This window comes from Curtobacterium sp. VKM Ac-1393 (assembly GCF_015350995.1).
Lineage (GTDB): Bacteria > Actinomycetota > Actinomycetes > Actinomycetales > Microbacteriaceae > Curtobacterium.
This window is the reverse complement of the sequence record NZ_JADKRW010000006.1, coordinates 333,407-353,265: the sequence shown is the minus strand read 5'-3', so window position 1 is coordinate 353,265 and position 19,859 is coordinate 333,407. Positions and strand designations below refer to the sequence as shown.

18 protein-coding genes are annotated in these 19,859 nt (G+C 72.2%); 7 read left to right on the top strand and 11 right to left on the bottom strand.

All coding sequences use genetic code 11. The annotated features are described in order from the left end of the window. Window positions 1–68: 68 nt before the first annotated feature. The 5 genes from ITJ59_RS15290 to ITJ59_RS15270 form a co-directional block, all read right to left on the bottom strand. Entirely contained in the window at window positions 69–1,691 is a 1,623-nt protein-coding gene (locus ITJ59_RS15290; RefSeq protein ID WP_194652137.1) for an N-acyl-D-amino-acid deacylase family protein, read from the bottom strand. Beyond that, window positions 1,688–2,347, bottom strand: a complete 660-nt coding sequence (locus tag ITJ59_RS15285) for a bifunctional 4-hydroxy-2-oxoglutarate aldolase/2-dehydro-3-deoxy-phosphogluconate aldolase (protein WP_194652136.1) — start codon at window positions 2,345–2,347, stop codon at window positions 1,688–1,690. Before ITJ59_RS15285 ends, ITJ59_RS15290 begins: the two co-directional genes overlap by 4 nt. An 81-nt stretch (window positions 2,348–2,428) precedes the next feature. Continuing rightward, on the bottom strand, window positions 2,429–3,406 hold the full coding sequence (locus tag ITJ59_RS15280; protein WP_194652135.1) for a sugar kinase: 978 nt from the start codon (window positions 3,404–3,406) through the stop codon (window positions 2,429–2,431). Then, window positions 3,403–4,248 carry an IclR family transcriptional regulator gene (locus ITJ59_RS15275; RefSeq protein ID WP_194652134.1) on the bottom strand — a complete coding sequence of 282 codons (846 nt, stop codon included), beginning with the start codon at window positions 4,246–4,248 and terminating at the stop codon, window positions 3,403–3,405. Before ITJ59_RS15275 ends, ITJ59_RS15280 begins: the two co-directional genes overlap by 4 nt. Then, window positions 4,248–5,450: an alanine racemase gene (locus ITJ59_RS15270; protein WP_194652133.1), complete on the bottom strand. Its 1,203-nt coding sequence runs from the start codon at window positions 5,448–5,450 to the stop codon at window positions 4,248–4,250. The genes ITJ59_RS15275 and ITJ59_RS15270 overlap by 1 nt, the downstream gene beginning before the upstream one ends. Window positions 5,451–5,582: 132 nt before the next feature. Here ITJ59_RS15270 and ITJ59_RS15265 point away from each other — a divergent pair, with 132 nt between their 5' ends. Both ITJ59_RS15265 and ITJ59_RS15260 read left to right on the top strand, forming a co-directional pair. Continuing rightward, on the top strand, window positions 5,583–6,995 hold the full coding sequence (locus ITJ59_RS15265; protein ID WP_228511575.1) for an MFS transporter: 1,413 nt from the start codon (window positions 5,583–5,585) through the stop codon (window positions 6,993–6,995). A 134-nt stretch (window positions 6,996–7,129) separates the two neighbouring features. Then, window positions 7,130–7,906, top strand: a complete 777-nt coding sequence (locus ITJ59_RS15260; protein WP_194652132.1) for an endonuclease/exonuclease/phosphatase family protein — start codon at window positions 7,130–7,132, stop codon at window positions 7,904–7,906. 566 nt (window positions 7,907–8,472) lie between these two features. On the opposite strand, the gene ITJ59_RS15255 is transcribed toward ITJ59_RS15260, so the two are convergent. From ITJ59_RS15255 to ITJ59_RS15245, 3 genes are read right to left on the bottom strand one after another with little or no spacing between them, the layout of a single operon-like run. Continuing rightward, a complete protein-coding gene (locus ITJ59_RS15255) occupies window positions 8,473–9,090 on the bottom strand; it encodes a methionine ABC transporter permease (RefSeq protein ID WP_194652194.1) in 618 nt (205 codons plus the stop codon). A 50-nt stretch (window positions 9,091–9,140) separates the two neighbouring features. Then, on the bottom strand, window positions 9,141–10,229 hold the full coding sequence (locus ITJ59_RS15250; protein WP_194652131.1) for a methionine ABC transporter ATP-binding protein: 1,089 nt from the start codon (window positions 10,227–10,229) through the stop codon (window positions 9,141–9,143). Beyond that, a complete protein-coding gene (locus tag ITJ59_RS15245) occupies window positions 10,229–11,182 on the bottom strand; it encodes a MetQ/NlpA family ABC transporter substrate-binding protein (protein WP_194652130.1) in 954 nt (317 codons plus the stop codon). The genes ITJ59_RS15250 and ITJ59_RS15245 overlap by 1 nt, the downstream gene beginning before the upstream one ends. Window positions 11,183–11,328: 146 nt before the next feature. On the opposite strand from ITJ59_RS15245, the gene ITJ59_RS15240 reads away from it, so the two are divergent. Next, a complete protein-coding gene (locus ITJ59_RS15240; RefSeq protein ID WP_194652129.1) occupies window positions 11,329–11,823 on the top strand; it encodes a 2'-5' RNA ligase family protein in 495 nt (164 codons plus the stop codon). 149 nt (window positions 11,824–11,972) lie between these two features. Here ITJ59_RS15240 and ITJ59_RS15235 read toward each other — a convergent pair whose 3' ends face one another. From ITJ59_RS15235 to ITJ59_RS15225, 3 genes are all read right to left on the bottom strand, one after another. Continuing rightward, window positions 11,973–13,220, bottom strand: coding sequence for an FAD-binding protein (locus ITJ59_RS15235; RefSeq protein ID WP_194652128.1), 1,248 nt, complete (start codon window positions 13,218–13,220; stop codon window positions 11,973–11,975). A 41-nt stretch (window positions 13,221–13,261) separates the two neighbouring features. Beyond that, entirely contained in the window at window positions 13,262–14,743 is a 1,482-nt protein-coding gene (locus ITJ59_RS15230) for an MDR family MFS transporter (protein WP_194652127.1), read from the bottom strand. A gap of 132 nt (window positions 14,744–14,875) precedes the next feature. Further along, window positions 14,876–15,157 carry an acylphosphatase gene (locus ITJ59_RS15225; RefSeq protein WP_228511574.1) on the bottom strand — a complete coding sequence of 94 codons (282 nt, stop codon included), beginning with the start codon at window positions 15,155–15,157 and terminating at the stop codon, window positions 14,876–14,878. Between the two features lie 132 nt (window positions 15,158–15,289). Here ITJ59_RS15225 and ITJ59_RS15220 point away from each other — a divergent pair, with 132 nt between their 5' ends. The 4 genes from ITJ59_RS15220 to nadC all read left to right on the top strand — a co-directional run bounded on the left by ITJ59_RS15220 (window position 15,290) and on the right by nadC (window position 19,857). Then, window positions 15,290–15,988, top strand: a complete 699-nt coding sequence (locus tag ITJ59_RS15220; protein ID WP_194652126.1) for an NUDIX hydrolase — start codon at window positions 15,290–15,292, stop codon at window positions 15,986–15,988. Window positions 15,989–15,996: 8 nt separating this feature from the next. Continuing rightward, window positions 15,997–17,268, top strand: a complete 1,272-nt coding sequence (gene nadA / locus ITJ59_RS15215; RefSeq protein WP_194652125.1) for a quinolinate synthase NadA — start codon at window positions 15,997–15,999, stop codon at window positions 17,266–17,268. A 76-nt stretch (window positions 17,269–17,344) separates the two neighbouring features. After that, a complete protein-coding gene (locus ITJ59_RS19685; protein ID WP_194652124.1) occupies window positions 17,345–18,976 on the top strand; it encodes an L-aspartate oxidase in 1,632 nt (543 codons plus the stop codon). Continuing rightward, window positions 18,973–19,857: a carboxylating nicotinate-nucleotide diphosphorylase gene (gene nadC, locus ITJ59_RS15205; RefSeq protein ID WP_194652123.1), complete on the top strand. Its 885-nt coding sequence runs from the start codon at window positions 18,973–18,975 to the stop codon at window positions 19,855–19,857. Before ITJ59_RS19685 ends, nadC begins: the two co-directional genes overlap by 4 nt. The last annotated feature ends 2 nt before the right edge of the window (window positions 19,858–19,859 follow it).

Below are 19,859 nucleotides of genomic sequence, written 5' to 3'. Positions count from 1 at the left end.
AGCCTCACCGACGCGTGTGCCTCACCGACACGTGTGCCTCACCGACCCCCGTTGCCCGCTGCGTCCCGTTACTGGTCGATCCGGCCCGGACGGCAACGCAGCCCGGCACCGGGGGTCGCGTGTGTCAGGGCACCGGCTGCCAGCACCGGGACACCGGCGACGAGGACGTCGTCGATGCCCTCGGCCAGGCGCATCGGCGCGTCGTAAGACGACTGCGCGGCGACCCGATCCGGATCCACGACGACCAGGTCCGCGATCGCCCCGACCGTGACCGTGCCACGTCGGCCGAGCCCGAGCCGTTCGACCGCGGTGGTGGACAGGTGACGCGCGGCCTCGTGCCACGTCAGGAGTCCGGGCCGGGCGAAGTCCTGCAGGTAGCGGGCGAACGTGCCGTACGCCCGCGGATGCGGGTGCGTCCCCACGAAGATGCCGTCCGAGCCAGCCGTGTGCCCGGGCAGCCGGAAGAGCGGGGCGAGGTCGTCGGCGGTCCGGGGCCTCGGCACCCGCATCACGGCGGTGACCTGCAGCGCCGAGTCGACCAGGACGTCGAGGGCGAGGTCCACCGGGTCGGTCCCCGTTGCCTCGGCGGCGTCGGCGAGGGTCCGGCCCTGCAGCGCATGGAACTCGGCGGCGGGCACGTGCGACAGCATGATCTGCTCGGCCCAACCGGTGCCGAGGTCGGCCCGGGACAGCACCCGGTCGAGCACGGCGGCCCGGACCGCGGCGCGACCGGCCGCGTCGGCGATCGCGTGGGCGAGGTCCTCGGTGCCGGGGCGGGCGAGGGCCGCCGGCAGGAGCAGCATCGACAGGATCGTGCAGCCGCGCGAGTAGGGGTAGGCATCGAACGACATCGCTGCGCCGTCGGCCTCGAGTTCGGCGAGCGCGCTCACCGCGAGGTCGACGGGTGCGTGCAGGTGCGAGACGTGGGCCCGGACGCCCGTGGCGCGCACGATGTCGGCGATCTCGTCGAGTCCGGCGCGGGCGTTGCCCTCGTAGCCGCCGCGCATGTGCGAGACGTACAGGGCATCGACGGCTGCGACCTCGGTGCACAGCGCCACGAGTTCGGCGGTGTCGGCGAACAGGCCCGGAACGTAGTCGAGTCCCGTCGCCAGGCCGGCGGCACCGTCTGCGAGGCCCTGTCGGACGAGCTCCCGCATCGCCACCAGCTGCTCGGCGTGCGCCGGGCCCGGGTCATCGCCCATGACCTGGTGGCGGACCGTGCCGGCGGGCACGAGCGTCGCGACGTTGATCGGGGTCGTGCCGTCGTAGGTCCCCAGCAACCCGGCGATGCCGCCACCGCGGTACCTCGGGTGCGGGCCGTCGATGGCGGCGAAGTACGTGTCGGCGTACGAGCCGTCGCCCGGAGCCGGCCCGACGCCGTCCTGCCCGGTGACGATCGTGGTGACGCCCTGGCGCAGGAGCGCGAGCTGCACGCCCTCGTCGAACACGAGCGAGCCGGCGTGGGAGTGCGCGTCCACGAAGCCCGGCAGCACCAGGCGCTCGCCGCAGTCGATCACGTGCGCACCGGCGGGCGCGTGCAGGTCGGAGCCGACGGCGCGGATGACGCCGTCGGTGACGAGGACGTCGGCGCGGACCCGGGTGTCGTCCGGACCGAGCACCGATCCGCCGCACAACAGCACGGTGCCGCCGGCCGCCTGCTCCGGATCGGTGGGCTGCTCCGGAGCGGTCATCGGTCGAGTGCTGCCACGAGGCGTCCGGCGCGCTCACGCAGGGCGTCGAGGTCGCCCGAGGTCAACGCGTCGCCGACGAGCGGGGAACCGAGTCCGACGGCGACCGCACCCGCGGCCAGGTAATCGGAGGCGTCGTCGACACCGATCCCGCCGGTGGGGATGACGTCGACGAAGTCGAGCGGCGCCAGGACCTGTCGCAGGAACGCGGGGCCGCCGAGCGGTGCGGCCGGGAACACCTTCACCGCACGGGCTCCGAGCTGCCACGCGCGGACGATCTCGGTCGGCGTCGCGGCGCCGGGGTACCAGCCGAGACCGCGCTCGTGCGCACGCTCGCCGATCCCGGCATCGAGGTGGGGGCTGACGGCGAACGATGCCCCGGCGGCGGCGGCCTCGTCGAGCTGGCGGACGTCGAGCACGGTGCCGACACCGATCGAGGCAGCCGAGCCGTAGCGGTCGACGGCCCAGGCGATGCCTTCGCGCCAGCGCGGGGTGTTCGTCGTGATCTCGATCGCCGTGACGCCGGACTCGACCAGGGTGGCGATGACGTGCTCGACGTGGTCGCCGGTGCCGCCGCGGAGGATCGCGATCGCCGGACCGGCCTGGTGGCGGTGCCGGGCGCCGGCGTGCTGGTCGGTGCTCGTGCTGTCGTTCGTCATGGTGCGGTTCCTCGAGGTGTGTGCGGCGGACCGGGGTGTGCGGGCACGGGCTGTGTGGGGGCGGGCGGTGTGGCCACGACGTCAGCGGTCGACGTGGTCGTGCACGGCGTGGTCGGTGTCGGACGGGTCCGGGGCGTGGCGGAGCGCGTCGGGGTCGGGTCGTCGCCAGTCGCTCTCGACGGTGCACGCGAGCGCGCCGGCGTCGGCGGCCCGGTCGAGCGCCTCGACGGTGTCGGCTCCGCCCATGGTCGCCGCGAGCCACCCCGCGACGAAGGCGTCACCGGCACCCACCGGGTCGACGACGCGCACCGGGGTCGCGGACCGACGGACGAACACGCCGTCGATCGATGCCACGGCCCCGCGCGACCCGAGCTTCACGACCGCGCGGCCCTGAGCCAGCGCCGCGAGGTCGTGGGCGAGGGATTCCTCGTCGTCGTCCTGTTGGTCACGGCCGAGCACGAGGCGCGCTTCGTCGTCGCCGGCGAACACGACGGCGGAGCGCGCGGCGACGGCCCGGTACCGATCGCGTGCGGCGTCGGCGCCGATGAGCTTCGGCCGGTGGTTGACGTCGAACGACACCGGCACACCCGCGGCTGCTGCACGGTCGAGGGCCGCGGTCACGGTGTCGTGCGCGGACTCGGAGAGCGCGAGGGTGATCCCGGTGACGTGCACGAGCGCAGCCGTCTCGACGACACTGCGCGGCAGGTCGGTCGGCGTCAGGGCCGATCCGGCCGAGCCGCGGCGGTGGTACGTCACGCGGGTCCGGCCGTCGAGCAGCCGTTCCTTCATCATGATGCCGGTGGAGCGTTCGGCGTCCGGCACGGCCACCACGTCGACGCCCTCGCTCCCGATGTCCACGGTGACCCGTTCGCCGGCTGGGTCCGTGCCGACGCGACCGACCCAGGTGGCCGGCACTCCGGCGCGGACCAGGCCGATCGCGACGTTGCTCTCGGCGCCGCCGGTGTCGATGCGCATGTGCTCCAGGTCCGGCACGGCTCCGACGTCACGCCCGGTCAGCAGGAGCATCGTCTCGCCGAACGTCAGCACCGAGCCGGTCACCGGGCACCCCGCGCGAGTGCGAGCTGCGCCGATGAGGACCCGAGTGCCACCGAGATCTCGCGGGCGGTCCGCACGACGCCGTCACCGAGTTCGCGGACCGCGGCGGCGGGGAACCGGGACGCGAGCCCGGAGATGCTCATCGCGCCGACCACCTGGTTCGCGTGGTCGAACACCGGGGCGGCGACGCACCGGATGTCAGGCTCGTTCTCGCGGTCGTCGATGCCGTAGCCGCGGCCGTGCGTGCGGTCGACCTCGGCCCGCCAACGGTCGTCGTCGGTGATGGTGTGCTCCGTCATGACCTGGGCCGGTTCCGCGAGCACGCGCACGAGCAGTTCCGGTTCGCCGAACGCCACGATCGCCTTGCCGGACGCGGTGTTGCGCATCGGCAGGCGGTTGCCGATGCGGGAGCCCATCCGGACGGTGCCACGGGTCTCGACCTTGTCGACGTAGACGATGTCGGTGCCGTCCGGCACCACGAGGTGACACGTCAGACCGGTCTGCTCTGCGGTCCGGCGCAGGAACGGTGCTGCGGCCGAACGCAGGTCGATGCCCTCGAGGTAGCTCTGCCCGAGCAGCAGCGCACCGAGTCCGAGCGTGAAGCCGGCGTCGGCGGTGCGGCGCAGCAGGTCGTTCTCGAGCATCGGCGCCGTCAACCGGAGCACCGTCGACTTCGCGGTGCCGAGCTCGGCGGCGAGCACCGACAGGCTCACCGACGTCGCGCCGCTGCGGGTGCGGTCGGCGATGCAGTCGAGCAGGCGGAGCCCGCGGCGCAGGGACAGCGCGGCGTTCCGTGCGGGCCCGTCTCCGTCGGTGGGGAGCGGTGCCGCGGTGGTCGCGCGCATCAGAACCACGTCGCGATCGTCCGGAGCACGGTGTCGTCGTCGGCGAGGACGTGCACCTCACGCCACTTGTCGAACACGGTGCAGGGGTGCGAGATGCCGAACACCACGACGTCGCCGGGCGTCAGCTCGGGGGCCCCGTCTGCCAGCGCGAGGTAGCAGTGCTGGTCGTCGAGGCGGGTGACGGTGACCGCTCCGGGTGGCGGGACGACCTGTGGGGCGGTGCCCGGGCCTCCAGACAGGGCCGGCCGCACCGACCGCACCACCGGCAGCCCCTCGTCGAAGGAGACGTCCCGCTTGCCGACCGCGACGAACGCGAGCCCGGGCTCCGGGCAGGACGTCACGCGCCCCCAGACCTCGATCGCGGGGAGCAGCGAGCCCTCGGCCGGGTGGCGGCCGAACGGGGTCCGCTCGGCGTAGAAGCCGTCGTCGTGGGTCAGGTACGCGCCCGACCGCAGCAGCACGTCGAGGTCGTCCGTGCGGGGCGCAACGGCGTCCACGACGGCATCGAACCAGGCGCTGCCGCCCACGCTGAGCAGGGCGCGACCGTCGACGAGCGAGCGGACGTCCTCGGCGACGTCGAGCACGCCGGTGACGTACTCGCGAGCGGCGTCGACACCGGGGAGTCCGCCCTCGTACCCGGAGACCCCCCGGAGCACGAGTCCGGCGTCGTGGGCGAGGCGCGCGAGGGCCCGTGCGGCGTCGGGGGAGCGGACCCCGGTGCGCCCGCCCGGGAACCCGACCTCGACCAGGACGTGCAGCTCGCCGCTGGTCGCGTCCTGCGCGGTGACGGCGGCGGAGACGCCCGCGGCGGAGTCGACGTAGCAGAGGACGTCGGCGTCCGCGTCGACCGCACGACGGGACGCGAGCCAGGCGAGCCCCGCGGGGTCGAGGACCTCGTTCGCGACCAGGATCCGGTGCACGCCGTGCTCCCACGCGACCATCGCCTGCTGGACGGACGCGACCGTCACGCCCCAGGCCCCGGCGTCGATCTGCCGCGCGGCGAGGTCCGGTGCCATGTGGGTCTTCATGTGCGGTGCGAACAGCAGCCCGTGGCGCTCGACGTAGGCCTGCATGACCGCGGTGTTGTTCGCCAGGGCGGACTCGCGCAGGGTCATCACGGGCAGGTGGGCGTGGTCGAGGACGTGGTGCGGGGCCGTCGCTGCCGGGTCCCACGCACCCTTCGTCGTCACGGTTCCGGTCATCGGTGCCTCCTGTCGTCGTGCTGCCCCAACGCTCCCGCTCGGCGGGCCGGTGGGGCAATGCTCGGGTGCGCCCAATTCTGCAATGCAGAACCTCGCAACGGCCAGACCCGGTGGGCATAGCCTGTGAGCGACATGGCGACGACGATGACGACGACCCCCAGACGACGGACGGGCAGCACGGCGGTCGCCGTGCTGGTCGCCGGGACCTTCTTCATGGAGCTGCTCGACGGCACGATCCTGGCGACCGCAGCGCCCGCGATGGGACGTGACCTCGGCGTCGACTCCGCCGCGGTCGGCGTCGCGATCACCGCCTACCTGGTCACCCTCGCGGTCTTCATCCCGGTGTCCGGCTGGCTCACGGACCGGATCGGCTCCCGGACGGTCTTCGCCGGCGCGATCGCCCTGTTCACGATCGCGTCGGCGCTCTGCGCACTGTCGACCGGCCTCGTCGACCTGACGCTCTGGCGCATCCTGCAGGGACTCGGCGGCGCGCTCATGGTGCCCGTCGGTCGTCTCGTGGTGTTGCGGAGCGCCGGTCGCGAGCAGCTCGTCACGGCCATCGCGATCCTGACCTGGCCAGCGCTCGCGGCGCCGATCATCGCCCCGTTCATCGGCGGCGTGCTCGTCGACACCCTGTCGTGGCACTGGATCTTCCTCATCAACATCCCGCTCGGCGTGATCGCGTTCATCGCGGCGCTCGTGCTCGTCCCGCAGGAGCGTGCGGCGCAGCGGGTGCCGTTCGACTGGTTCGGGTCACTGCTCGCGTGCTTCGGGCTCGGTTCGCTCGTCGTGATGGCGTCGCTGCTCGCGCTCGACGTCATCCCCGTGCCGGCCGTCGTGGTGTCCGGGGTCGTCGGAGCCGTCTGCTGCTGGTTCGCGATCCGGCACTTCCGCCGGGCGCCGCACCCGATCATGGGGCTCGAGGCGTTCCGGCTCGAGACCTTCCGGGTGTCGCACGCCGGCGGCAGCCTGTTCCGCCTGGCGGTCTCCGCGGTGCCGTTCGTGCTCCCGCTGCTGTTCCAGGACGCCTGGGGCTGGAGCGCCGTGCTCGCCGGGTCCGCCGTGCTCTGGGTCTTCGTCGGCAACCTCGGCATCAAGCCCATGACGACACCGTTCCTGCGCTGGTTCGGGTACCGCCCGGTGATCATCGTGTCGAGTGCGATCGCGGCGCTGACCGTCGTCGCGATGGCGTTCATGACCGAGGACACCCCGTTCTGGCTCCTCGCGGTGCTCCTCGTCGTCAGCGGCGCGGCCCGGTCGGTCGGGTTCACGGCCTACAACACCATCGCCTTCGCCGACGTCGAGCAGGCCGACATGACCCCGGCGAACACGCTGTCGTCGACGCTGCAGCAGACCGCGGCGGGCTTCGGTGTAGCGGTCGCCGCGGTGGTCATTCGTGCGGCCGACGGGCTCGGTGGCGACGGGCCGTACTCCGTCGCGTTCTGGGTCATCGCCGTCCTGCTCGCCGTCGCCTGCCTCGAGGGCGTCCTGATGAGCCGCACAGCGGGGGACACGGTCCGCCCGGCGCGGCGGGTCCGCGCCTGACCGCACGGCTGTCCGTTTCCGTCACGGTCACACGCGCGAAACCCGACAGGCGTTACAGTCTCAGCATCCGTTTGCCGACGCCGAGTACGGTTGCCGCGGCAGGGTGACCCGGACCACCCGGACAGGAAGGCAGCATGGCCGCGCCAGAGCAGCAGAGCAGGATCGCCACGGACGCAGGCGTGCCACCCACCGCCCTCCGGGTCGTCAGCTACAACCTCCGAGAGCACACCGCGAACGGTGAACTCGCCGCCCTGGCCGAGGCGTCCGACGCCGACGTCCTCTGCGTGCAGGAGTGCGACAGCAACGACCTCGCCCCGTCGATCGGCGGTCTGTCGCTGGCTGCATCGACGAAGGGCAACCGCCTCGGACTCGCGATCTACAAGCGTGACGACCGCTTCGAGGTGCAGGACTTCAGCATCCACTCGCTGCAGAAGTCCCTGCACGACCGGGTCCTCGCACCCGCGCACGAGCGGCTCATCGCGATGCACCTGCGCGACACCGAGGCCGATGCCGAGGTCGTCGTCGCGTCGTTCCACGCCTCGCCGCTGACCGCGACGAACTCCCTGCGCCGCAAGCAGATCGAGGCGGCGCACCAGTTCCTCCGCGAACTCGCGAAGGACGTCCCCGCGGTCATGGTCGGTGACTTCAACTACCCCTGGTTCCAGACGAACCTGCGTCGCAAGATCGAGCAGGGCGGATTCGCACTGTCGCTCTCCGACCAGCCGACGTACCTGCGCTACCGCAAGTTCACGGGGCACTTCGACTTCGCCACGAGTGTCGGGCTGCACATCGCGGGAGTCGAGACCCTGCCCGCGGGCATCTCGGACCACCGACCGATCCTGGTCCGTGCGCACTACGAGCACCCCGGCGAGACCGGTACCGTCGCGACCGTGGAGTCCCCGGCCGCCTGACCCGCCAGGAGCCCGCCCCGCCCCGCCCCGCCCCGGAGCCCGCCGCGCCGGAGCTCGCCCCTCCAGGTTCCGAAATCTCGGCATCTCAGCGCTCGATGCGCTCCTCCGTGGAACCTCGGCGCCTCGCCTGCGGCGAGTCGTGGAACCTCGGCGACCGAGCCGAGCACGGACGGCGCCGCGCCGCGCCCAGGACCCGACCCGTCCCCGTCCCGTCCGTCCTGCTCCCGAGGTTCCGAGATTTCGGAACCTCGGGAGCCCCCGTGTGCGTTCGTGGAACCTCGGTGCATCGCGTGCGGCGATTCGTGGAACCTCGGCGACCCTGACGAGACCCGGGCCCGGACCAGGACCCGACCCGGTCCCGACCCGCGGACGTCACCACGGGCGCGCCCCGCGCCCGGCGCACGCTCGGGAGGCCCGGAGCCGGTTCCAGGAACCGGCACCGGGCCTCCCGGCAGTCGCGTCCACGGCACGTGCCGAGCCCGCAGGACACGCCGCGCGCGTCAGCGTCAGCGTCAGCGTCAGCGTCAGCGTCAGCGTCAGCGTCAGCGTCAGCGTCAGCGTCAGCGTCAGCGACGCAGGGTCGCGCGCGCCAGACGGTTGCCGACGAACTGCCCGAGCTGCACGATGACGACGATCGCCGCCACCGACACGTAGACGATCCACCAGTCGTAGCGCTGCGAGCCGTAGGTGATCGCGTACTCACCGAGCCCACCGCCACCGATCAACGCACCCTGCGCCGTCATGTCCACGATGCCGATGTAGATGAAGGTGTAGCCGAGGATGAGCGGCCCGAGGCCCTCGGGGATGAGGACGGTCAGCAGGATCGAGACCGGGTGCGCCCCCGATGCCCGAGCAGCCTCGACGACGCCGGGGTCCACCGCGAGCAGGTTCTGCTCGACGATGCGCGACACCGCGAAGGCCGCGGCCAGCGAGATCGCGAACGTCACCGCGGGCACACCGATCGTGGTCTGCACCACGACGCGCGACAGCGGGGCGATCGCGGCGAGGAAGATCACGAACGGGATCGGTCGGATCAGGTTCACGACGACGTTGATGACCGTGTACGCCGTGCGGTTGCCGAGCAGGTTGCCCGGTCGGGTCGCGTAGAGCAGCAGGCCGAGTGCGAGGCCGATGACGCCGGCGATGACGAGCGACACGAGCGACATCACGATGGTGTCGCGCATGGCGGCGAGGAAGACGTCGAACGTGTCGATCACGCTCTGGAACGAGTTGTTCACGCTGCTGCCTCCTCGTCGGTCGTGACACCGTCGGCGCGCAGGGCGGCGACGGCACGGTCGATGGCGTCCGGTGCACCAGCACGAGCACCCCCGCCAGCGCCGTCACCAGCGCCGGCACCCCCGCCGACGGTCAGCTCGTAGGTGAGCGAACCGATCCGACGCTCCCGGATCTCGCCGACCCCGCCGTAGACGAGCTCGGCGGTGACCCCGGCGGAGCGGAACACTGCGTCGATCCGGTTCTGCAGCCCGGCCTCGTCGGTGATCTGCACGGTCACCAGTCGCCCGGGGTGGCGCTCCCGCAGGCGCGCGAGGGTGTCGGTGGAGGGGCGGTCGTGCAGCGCGGTGCGGACGAAGCGCTGCGCGGCCCCCGTCTTCGGGGTCGAGAACACGTCGTAGACGTCCCCGACCTCGACGACGCGACCCTGTTCCATGACGGCGACACGGTCGGCGATCTGCCGGACGGCGTCCATCTCGTGCGTGATGACGATGATCGTGACGCCGAGCTCCTTGTTCACCCGGCGGAGCAGCCCGAGCACCTCGGAGGTGGTCTCCGGGTCGAGGGCGCTCGTAGCCTCGTCGGCGAGCAGCAGGTCGGGCGATGCGGCGAGTGCACGGGCGATGCCGACGCGCTGCTTCTGGCCGCCGGACAGCTGCTCCGGGTAGGCGTGGGCGCGCTCGAGCAGCCCGACGAAGTCGAGGAGCTCCGCGACTCGGCGGTCGCGCTCGGCCTTCGGCACACCCGCCACCTTGAGCGGGTACGCGACGTTGCCGGCGATGGTGCGGGACCGGAACAGGTTGAACTGCTGGAAGATCATGCCGATCTTCCGGCGGGCCTGTCGGCGGTCCCGCTCCGGCAGGGCGGTGAGCTCCTGCCCGGCGACGGTGACGGAGCCCGACGAGGGCAGCTCGAGGGCGTTGACCAGGCGGACCAGGGTGGACTTGCCGGCACCGGAGTACCCGATGACGCCGAGGACCTCTCCCTGGTGCACGTCCAGGGAGACGTCCTCGACCGCCACCACGGTCTCGCCGGTGTCGGCGCGGCGGTAGTGCTTCGAGACGCCGCGGAGTTCGACGAGGACCGGCACTACTGCTTGGCCGCCTTCGCGTCCTGCTCGACCTTCGCGAGCTCGGACTGCAGCTTCGAGGCGCTCTCGTCGCGGGAGACGGCCTCGGGCAGGTCCTTCGCGAAGACCTTCTGCACGGACTCGTCCTGGAACAGCTTCGCGAGGGCCAGGTACGTCGTGTTGTCCTTGTCCTCGTCGCGGGCGGCGAACACGTTCACGTACGGGGCGGCGCTCGCGCTCGAGGGGTCGTCCTGGTAGATCGCGTCCGAGATCGGCAGGCCGGCGGCGGTCGCGAAGTTGTTGTTCACGACGGCGGCGGCGACGGAGCCCTGCTGCAGCGCGTTCGCGGTCTGCGAGGCCTCGAGCGGCTGGATGTCGACCTTCTTCGTCTCGATGTCCGAGGTGGTCGAGAACGCCGAGCCGCCGTCCTTGAGCGTGATGAGGTCCGCTGCCTGCAGGATGAGCAGCGCGCGGGCCTGGTTGATCGAGTCGTTCGGGATCGCGACCTTCGCGTTCGCGGGGAGCTTCGAGGGCTCGTCGTACTTCGTCGAGTACAGCGGCAGCGGGTAGACGGCGGTGGAGCCGATCGGCTGCAGGTCGTCGTCCGACGTGACGTTGTAGTCCGCCAGGTACTGGATGTGCTGGAACTGGTTCAGGTCGACCTGGCCGTCCTTCAGCGCGGGGTTCGGCAGCGAGTAGTCCGCGAAGTTCGTCAGCTTGACGGTGACGTTGAGCTTCTCCTTCGCGAGCTTCGTGTACGTGCTCCAGTAGGAAAGTGACTTGTCCGCGACACCGATCGTGACGGTCTTCGGCTTCGCGTCACCGGCGGCAGCGCCAGCGTCGTCGCCCCCTGAGCGGACGGCTCCGACGATCACGGCGACGACGATCGCGACGACGACGATCGCTGCGGCGACGATCCACCCGATCGGGCGCTTGCCCTTCGGCTTCTCGGGCAGTGCGGGGGCTGCGGACATGGTGGTGCTCCTCGTGGGCAGGTGCTGTCGGGGACGCCGCGGTGGTCCGCGGCGTGGAGTCGAGTGTGGCGGGAGCGTCGCCCCGGTGCGAGTTCCGTTCCGTCGTGTTACATCGGTGTCACGGGCTTCGTTGGTTGACTCGGTACGTGCGCAGCATCGAACTCGTCCTCGACGGCCCGTCGGACGCAGCGGTCCGGGCGCTCTGGCAGACTCTCGTCGCCGCCGAACTGCCGAGCCTCGGCCACTCGGGCACGAACGATCCGCACGTCACCCTCGTGGCCGGCGAGGCGCTGCCCGTCCCGACGGACCTCGACGTCCTGATGCCTGAGACCCTGCGCGTCGCGGGCGTCCTGCTCTTCCCCGCCGGCCCCGGTCGGCACGTGCTCGGCCTCGGTGTGGTCGTCGACGAGCCACTGGCCCGCTTCCACCGCGCGGTCGACGCCGCTGCCCCGGGATCGCTCGACTCGTCGTCGCCGGGCCGGTGGGCGCCGCACGTCACCCTCGCGCGGCGCATCCGCGACGTCGACCTGCCCGCGGCCCTCCGGGTCCTGTCTGCGGACGCGCCCCTGCCCGAGGTGCTCACCGTGGGCGGTCTCCGCCACTGGGACGGGGATGCGAAGGTGGTCACCCGCCTGCGCTGAGCGCCGTGGCGGACCGGCACCGGGCCTCCCGGTCGGACCGGGGCCAGCGGAACCAGGTTCCGGACACAGCACCACGCGATCGCACGGTTCCGTGTCCGGAACCTGGTTCCGGGGCGCGGAGGCGCGGGGCGTCGGACGGGAGGCCCGGGTCAGGTCCCGAGCAACCGCTCACCGAACGCGGATGCGAACGTCCGGTCCGGGTCGGCTCGTGCCACCAGCTCGCGGACGTCCGCCACCCGCGGGTACAGCTCCGCGATCGCGTCGCCGTCGAGCGAGCTCATCTTCCCCCAGTGCGGCCGCCCGTCGAACGGTGCCAGCCGCGCCTCGAGGTCGGGCAGCAGCGCCGCGACCGCCTCCGGGTGCTTCTGCCAGGTGAACGCGATGCAGAGCACGTCCTCGCCCTGGGTCGGGCTCAACCAGAGGTCGTCCGCCGCCATCGTCCGGAGCTCGCACACGTGCAGGTGCGGCTGGATGCGGTCGGCCAGGCCCCGCAGGGCGTCGAGGGCGGCGGCGGCGTGCCGGAGCGGGACGAAGTGCTCGCTCTGCACCTCGGATCCGTGGCTCGGGACGGACTCGATCGGGAAGTGCGGCAGCCGGTCCCACCACGGGCCGACCGATCCGTCGCGGGCGGTGCGGTGGGCGTCGCCTGGTGCTCCGGGCAGTCGGGGGGCACCGAACAGCTCGTCCGGCACGGCGACGTCGTCGGCGCCGTCGGGCACCCGGGACTTCACCAGTGCCTCGCTGATCTCGTCGCCGAACACCGTGTACGCGCACACCGAGTACCCGGCGGCGTGGACCTCGGCGACGTGGTCGGTGAACGTGGCCCACGGGAACGGGCCGTACGAGTCCTGGCGCATCCGGTACGTCGGCTCGAGGTCGAGCGTGACGCGGGTCACGATGCCGAACAGTCCGAGGTGCAGGACGGTGCCGGCGAAGGCGGGGTCGGAGCGGTCGACCGTCCGGAGCGCGCCGTCGGGGCCGAGCAGCTCGAACGACCGCACCGCGGTGGACAGTGAGCCGAGGGTGGTGCCGGAGCCGTGGGTGCCGGTGGCGACCGCGCCGCCGACGGAGATGTGCGGCAGCGAGCCCATGTTGTGCAGAGCGAAGCCGGCGCGGTCGAGCTCCGGTGCGACGACGCCGTACCGGGTGCCGGCACCGAGTGTCGCCGTCCGTCGTTCCGGGTCGACGACCAGGTCGGTCGGGAGCCCGGTCAGGTCGATCAGGATCCCGGGGGAGTCGGCGACGTCGTTGAACGAGTGTCGGGTGCCGAGTCCGTGCACCCTCGGAGAGCGTGCGACCAGGTCAGCGGCCTCGGCGATCGAACCCGGTCGCACCACCCGCTCGGCCGTGTAGGTGACCGTGCCGGACCAGTTCAGTTCGCTCGCCGTCGACCGCATGCCGCCCACGATGCCACGCGGACCCGTGGGCGGCGCTGCGGTCAGTGTGCGGGCGGCGGGGTCGGCGCGCCCTCGGGGACCACCGGGCGGGTGACGAACACCGACGCCAGGATGCCGAACAGCGAGATCACGGCGCCGACCAGGAACGCGGTCTGCACGCCCGAGGCGGTCGCGGCAGCCACGGCTCCGGCACCCGCGTCGGTCGCTGCGGTGGCGGCGCCGATCGTCAGGAGCGTGACGAACAGGGCGGTGCCGGCGGCGCCGGCGAGCTGCTGCGCCGTGCCGAGCACCGCGCTGCCGTGCGAGTAGAGCTTCGGGGGCAGCCCGCCGAGCGCCGCGGTGAACAGCGGCGTGAAGGTCAGTGCCAGGCCGATGCTCAGCACGACGTGGGCACCGAGGACGAACCAGACGCTGGTGTCCACGCCGACCGTGGAGAGCGCCCACAGCACCGCGCTGACGATGATGGAGCCGGGGATGAGCAGCACGCGGGGCCCACGACGGTCGTAGACGCGGCCGACGATCGGGGAGAGCAGACCCATGAGCAGACCGCCGGGCAGCAGGAGCAGGCCGACCTGCAGGACCTCGAGCCCGAGCACGCGCTCGAGGTAGATCGGCAGCAGGATGAGCGTGCCGAACATCGCCATGAAGCTCAGCGCCATCGCGACGATCGGCACGGTGAACCCGCGGGTCTGGAAGGTGCGCAGGTCGAGCAGCGCACTGTCGGTGCGCTGCAGGCGGGTCTGCCGGATGATGAACGCCGTCAGGGCGACGGCACCGACGACGAGCGCGGTGACCGGGACGGCCAGGCCGGTCGTGCCGGCCTCGCCGATGCTGGACAGGCCGTAGACGATCCCACCGAACGCGAACGCGGACAGGATCACCGAGAACACGTCGAGCGGTGCCCGGCGCGGCGTCGAGACGTTGCGGACCTTCACCATGCCGAGGATGAGCGCGGCGATCGCGATCGGCAGGACGAAGCCGAACAGCCAGCGCCACGAGAACGCGTTGAGGATGAGCCCCGAGATCGTCGGGCCGATCGCCGGCGCGACCGAGATGACGATCGAGATGTTCCCCATGATCCGGCCGCGGTGGGCGGGGTCGACGAGGGTGAGCACGGTCGTCATCAGGAGCGGCATCATGATCGCCGTCCCGCTCGCCTGGACGATGCGGCCGATCAGCAGGAGCGTGAAGCCCGGTGCGAGCAGCGCGATCAGCGTGCCGACGGAGAACAGGCCCATCGCCCAGACGAACACCGGGCGGGTGTTGAAGCGCTGCAGCAGGAAGCCGGTGATCGGGATGACGACCGCCATCGTGAGCAGGAAGCCGGTGGTCAACCACTGCCCCGTCGCCGCACTGATGTCGAGGTCGTCCATGAGCCGCGGCAGCGCCACGCCCATGATCGTCTCGTTGAGGATGACGACGAACGCGGAGACGAGCAGCAGCCCGATCACGAGTCGGGTCTCGGCAGCGTTCGGCTGCGAGACGCTTCCCGTGCGGGGGGCGGAATCGACGGCCTGGGTCATGCGGGGGCTCCTGGTGGATCACGACTGGTGGAACGAGGGGGCGCGGAACGCGCAGACAGGGCAACCGCCTGAGTGGATTCGATTATTCCGCTCCGCACCGACATCCGCAGGTGAACAGTCCGGGTGACCCGGTCAGTGCAGGATCGCGAACCCGTCGGCGTCGCCGTGCGGCACGACGGGGCGGAGCTCGACGTCGGTCACGGTGGCCGACGGGGGACCGCTCCGCAGGCACTCCATCAGCGTCTCCACCGCGACCGAGGGCCCCTCGGCCTCGACCTCGACGGTGCCGTCCCACAGGTTCCTGGCGTACCCGACCAGGTCGAGCCCGTCGGCCTTCCGTGCGGTCCAGTACCGGAAGCCGACCCCCTGGACGGTCCCCGACACCACGGCATGCATCCTCGTCACCGTCGTCATGTCGCTCACCGTATCCACGCGGGGACCCCGGGAGTTTTCGGCCGCGTGACAATCTGTTTCCGGTTCGTGACGGCCGGTGATAGTGTCATCGCAACCCGAACACTTCGGGTCACATTGACACGAAGGTCCACCATGGACGAGCCAGGCATCCGCGTCGCGGTCTCCACCGTGATCGTCGCACTGCGCCCGCACCCCGACACCGGGGCGCCGGCGCTCTGGATGCCGCTCGTGCGCCGGGTGGCCGAGCCGTTCGAGGGGTCGTGGGCGTTGCCCGGCGGCTGGGTCGGTGACGACGAGGGGCTCGAGGACTCCGCCGCGGCCCGCCTGCGCGAGACGACGAACGTGCAGCCGCGGTACCTCGAGCAGCTCTACGCGTTCGGCGACGTCGGACGCTCCCCGAGCCGGGTGGTGTCCATCGTCTACTGGGCGCTGGTGCACCCGGACGAGGCGAACGTGGTGCCGGACGACTGGAACGTCCGCTGGTTCCTGGCCGACGAGCACCCGCCGCTCGCCTTCGACCACGACCGCATCGTCGAGTACGCGCTCTGGCGACTCCGCACCAAGATGTCGTACTCCCGGATCGCCCAGGCGTTCCTGGGGGACCGGTTCACCCTCGCCGAGCTGCGCGGGGTGTACGAGGCGGTGCTCGGGCGCGCGCTCGACCCCGCGAACTTCCGTCGACAGGTCGAGAAGACCGACGCGATCCTGCCGACCGACGAGACCACGAGTGGGGACCGGCACCGTCCGGCCCGGCTGTACCGCTCGAACCCCGACCTGGCCTACGCGGACAACGGCCCGCTGCAGCAGGGCACACGACCGCAGAACCGATAGGAACCACCGTGTCCATCGCGACGACCATCGACCTCATCTCGAACGGCAAGGCCGACGGCAGCACCTGCACGCCCGACCTCGCCCTGCCCACGTGGGACTTCGACTCGCGGCCCGGGTACGGCCCGGGGTCGTCGATGACCGACGTCATCCCGACGACAGCCCCGCGACAGGGCGTGCTGCCGGACGAGTACAAGACCACGCCGACCGACGAGCTGCACGAGCGCATCGAGCGGGCGAAGGCGACCCTCGGCGACCGGGTCGTCGTCCTCGGGCACTTCTACCAGCGTGACGAGGTCGTCCGGCACGCGGACTTCCTCGGCGACTCGTTCCAGCTCGCCAACGCCGCGCTGACGAAGCCCGACGCCGAGGCCATCGTGTTCTGCGGCGTGCACTTCATGGCCGAGACCGCCGACATCCTGGCCCGTGACGACCAGCGCGTCATCCTGCCGAACCTGGCCGCGGGCTGCTCGATGGCGGACATGGCCGACATCGACAGCGTCGAGGCCGCCTGGGCCGAGCTCGCCGCCGTGTACGGCACCGAGCCCGACGCCGACGGCCGTGTGCCGGTCATCCCGGTCACCTACATGAACTCCGCTGCCGACCTCAAGGCCTTCTGCGGGCGCAACGGCGGCATCGTCTGCACCAGCTCGAACGCCGCGACGGTGCTCGAGTGGGCGTTCGAACGCGGGCAGCGCGTGCTGTTCTTCCCCGACCAGCACCTCGGCCGCAACACCGCCAAGGCCATGGGGATCAGCACCGACCTGATGCCGATGTGGAACCCGCGCAAGGCCCTCGGCGGCAACGACGAGCAGACCCTGCAGGACGCCAAGGTCGTGCTCTGGCACGGCTTCTGCTCGGTGCACCGCCGCTTCACCGTCGACCAGATCGACCAGGCCCGCCGCGAGCACCCCGGCGTGCAGGTCATCGTCCACCCGGAGTGCCCGATGGCCGTCGTCGACGCCGCCGACCACGCCGGCAGCACCGACCTGATCCGGAAGACCGTCGCCGCCGCCACCGAGCCCACGACCTTCGCGATCGGCACCGAGATCAACATGGTGAACCGGCTCGCCGCCGAGTACCCGCAGCACACGATCTTCTGCCTCGACCCGGTCGTCTGCCCGTGCTCGACGATGTACCGGATCCACCCCGGCTACCTCGCGTGGGTGCTCGAGGCACTCATGCGCGGCGAGGTGCTCAACGAGATCGTCGTCCCCGCCGAGGTGCAGGCCGACGCCAGGGTCGCGCTCGAGCGCATGCTCGCGGCCAAGCCCCGCGGCTGAGCCCCGAGCCCGAGCCCCGAGCCCGAGCCCGAGCCCGAGCCCGAGCCCCGCACCCGACCGACCCAGGGAGACCACCGTGCACGTCGTCATCGTCGGCTCCGGCATCGCCGGGCTGACCGCAGCGATCCGCGCCAGCGCCGTCCACGACGTCACACTGGTGACGAAGGGCGCCCTCGCCGACAGCGCGACGGCGTACGCCCAGGGCGGCGTCGCGGTGGCGCTCGGCGCCGACGACACGGCGACGCTGCACCAGTCCGACACCCACGTCGCCGCGGCCGGCAGCGCCGACGCCCGCGCGGTGGAGGTCCTGTGCACCGACGGCCCCGCACGGGTCCGCGACCTGCTCGCCCTCGGCGTGCCCTTCGACCGCACGACCGACGCGGCGAGCCTCGACCGCCACGGCGACGACCTGGCCCGTGGGCGTGAGGCCGCACACGGCCGCTGGCGCGTCGTGCACGCCGACGGTGACGCGACCGGTGCCGCCATCGAGCGCACCCTCGTCGACGCCCTGCACCGGCAGCACGTCACCATCCTCGAACGCACGTGCCTGACCGACCTGGTCGTCCGGGGCGGCGCCGTGGTCGGGATCGACGTCCTCGACCTGCTCGGCGAACCCCGACGGATCGACGCCGACGCCGTCGTGATCGCCTCCGGGGGAGCGGGGCACCTCTACCGCGAGACCACCAACCCGCTCGTCGCGACGGGGGACGGCGTGGCCGCCGCCTGGCGTGCGGGGGCGGTGGTCGCGGACCTGGAGTTCGTCCAGTTCCACCCGACCCGCCTCGCGGTGCCGGACGGCGGGCTCGTCTCCGAGGCCGTCCGCGGCGAGGGCGCGGTGCTCCGCGACGCGCGCGGACGCCGCTTCATGACGACGGTGCACCCGGACGCCGAACTCGCTCCGCGCGACGTCGTCGCCCGTGGCATCGCCGCCGCCGTCCGCGACCAGGGCGGAGCACCCGTGCTCCTCGACGCCACCGCGCTCGGCGCCGACTTCCTCGCACGTCGGTTCCCCGGACTCACCCGCGCCACCCGCGCTGCCGGCTTCGACTGGGGGCGAGAAGGGGTGCCGGTGTCCCCGGCGGCCCACTACTCGATGGGCGGCATCGCCACCGACGCCGAGGGGCGCACGAGCCTGCCAGGACTCCTCGCGATCGGCGAGGCCGCCTGCACCGGCGTCCACGGTGCGAACCGCCTCGCCTCGAACTCCCTGCTCGAAGGACTCGTCTTCGCGGTCCGCGCAGCGGACGCGGTCGCCGGACCGCGACCCGGCCTGCTCCGCCTGCGCGGGGACGCAGCGCTCCACGTGACCAGCGTGCCCCGAGCGGCGGACGTCCCACGGGCCTCCCGGCCAGGCCTGACGGGAGGCCCGGATCACCGTGACGGGTCCACCCACGTCCGGCAGGCGGTCCAGTCCGTCATGACGGACCGCGTCGGTCTGCTGCGCGACGCCACCGGACTGGCGAGCGCACGGCGCGACCTCGACGCGCTCACCGCACCGGTCACGGGCGGCGTGCGCGAGCACGAGGACCGCGCGCTGCTCGATCTCGCCCGGCTCGTGGCGCTCGCCGCCGAGACCCGCACCGAGTCCCGCGGCGCCCACGCCCGCACCGACCACCCCGACACCGATCCTGCAGCCCCGGCGTCGTACGCCTGGGTCGCCGAGACGATCACTCGACACATCGCCGTCCCCCAGGAGGTTCCCGCATGACCATCGACCCCGGCACCATCCCGCCGCACGCACTGCGCCGCGTGATCGAGACCGCGCTGGAAGAGGACGCGCCGTGGGGCGACGTCACCAGCGAGACGCTCATCCCTGCCGAGACGACCGCGACGGCGACGCTCGCGGCCCGCGAACCCGGTGTGCTGAGCGGCGGGTCGGTGGTCGTGGCGGTCATGCACGCGGTCGACCCGTCGATCCGGGCGACCGTGCACGCTGCCGAGGGCGCCTCGTTCGCCGCGGGCGACACGCTCGCCACCGTGACCGGGTCGGCACGTTCGGTGCTCCGTGCCGAGCGGGTGGCGCTCAACCTGGTGCAGCGCATGTCCGGCATCGCCACCGTGACCGCTGCGCACGTCGCGGCGGCTGCGGGCACCTCTGCGCGGATCGTCGACACCCGGAAGACCACCCCGGGCCTCCGCGCGATCGAGCGGTACGCCGTGCGCTGCGGCGGCGGGCACAACCACCGGACCTCGTTGTCCGACGCGGTGCTCGCGAAGGACAACCACCTGGCCGTCCTGCTCGCCAGCGGGATCGGCATCGGGGACGCGATCACCACTGCCCGGCAGCGGCTCGGGCACACCGTGCACGTCGAGGTCGAGGTGGACCGCATCGACCAGATCGAGCCCGTCGTCGCCGCGGGCGTCGACACGATCATGCTCGACAACTTCACGCCGGCGGAGCTCGAGACGGGCGTCGGCATCGTCGCCGGGCGTGCGCTCGTCGAGGCCTCGGGCGGGGTGTCCCTGGAGACCGTCGCCGCGATCGCCGCGACCGGGGTCGACGTCATCTCGGTCGGGGCGCTCACGCACTCGGCCCGGGCACTCGACCTCGGGCTGGACATCGACGTCGCGGTGGCTGCGGGTTCCTGACC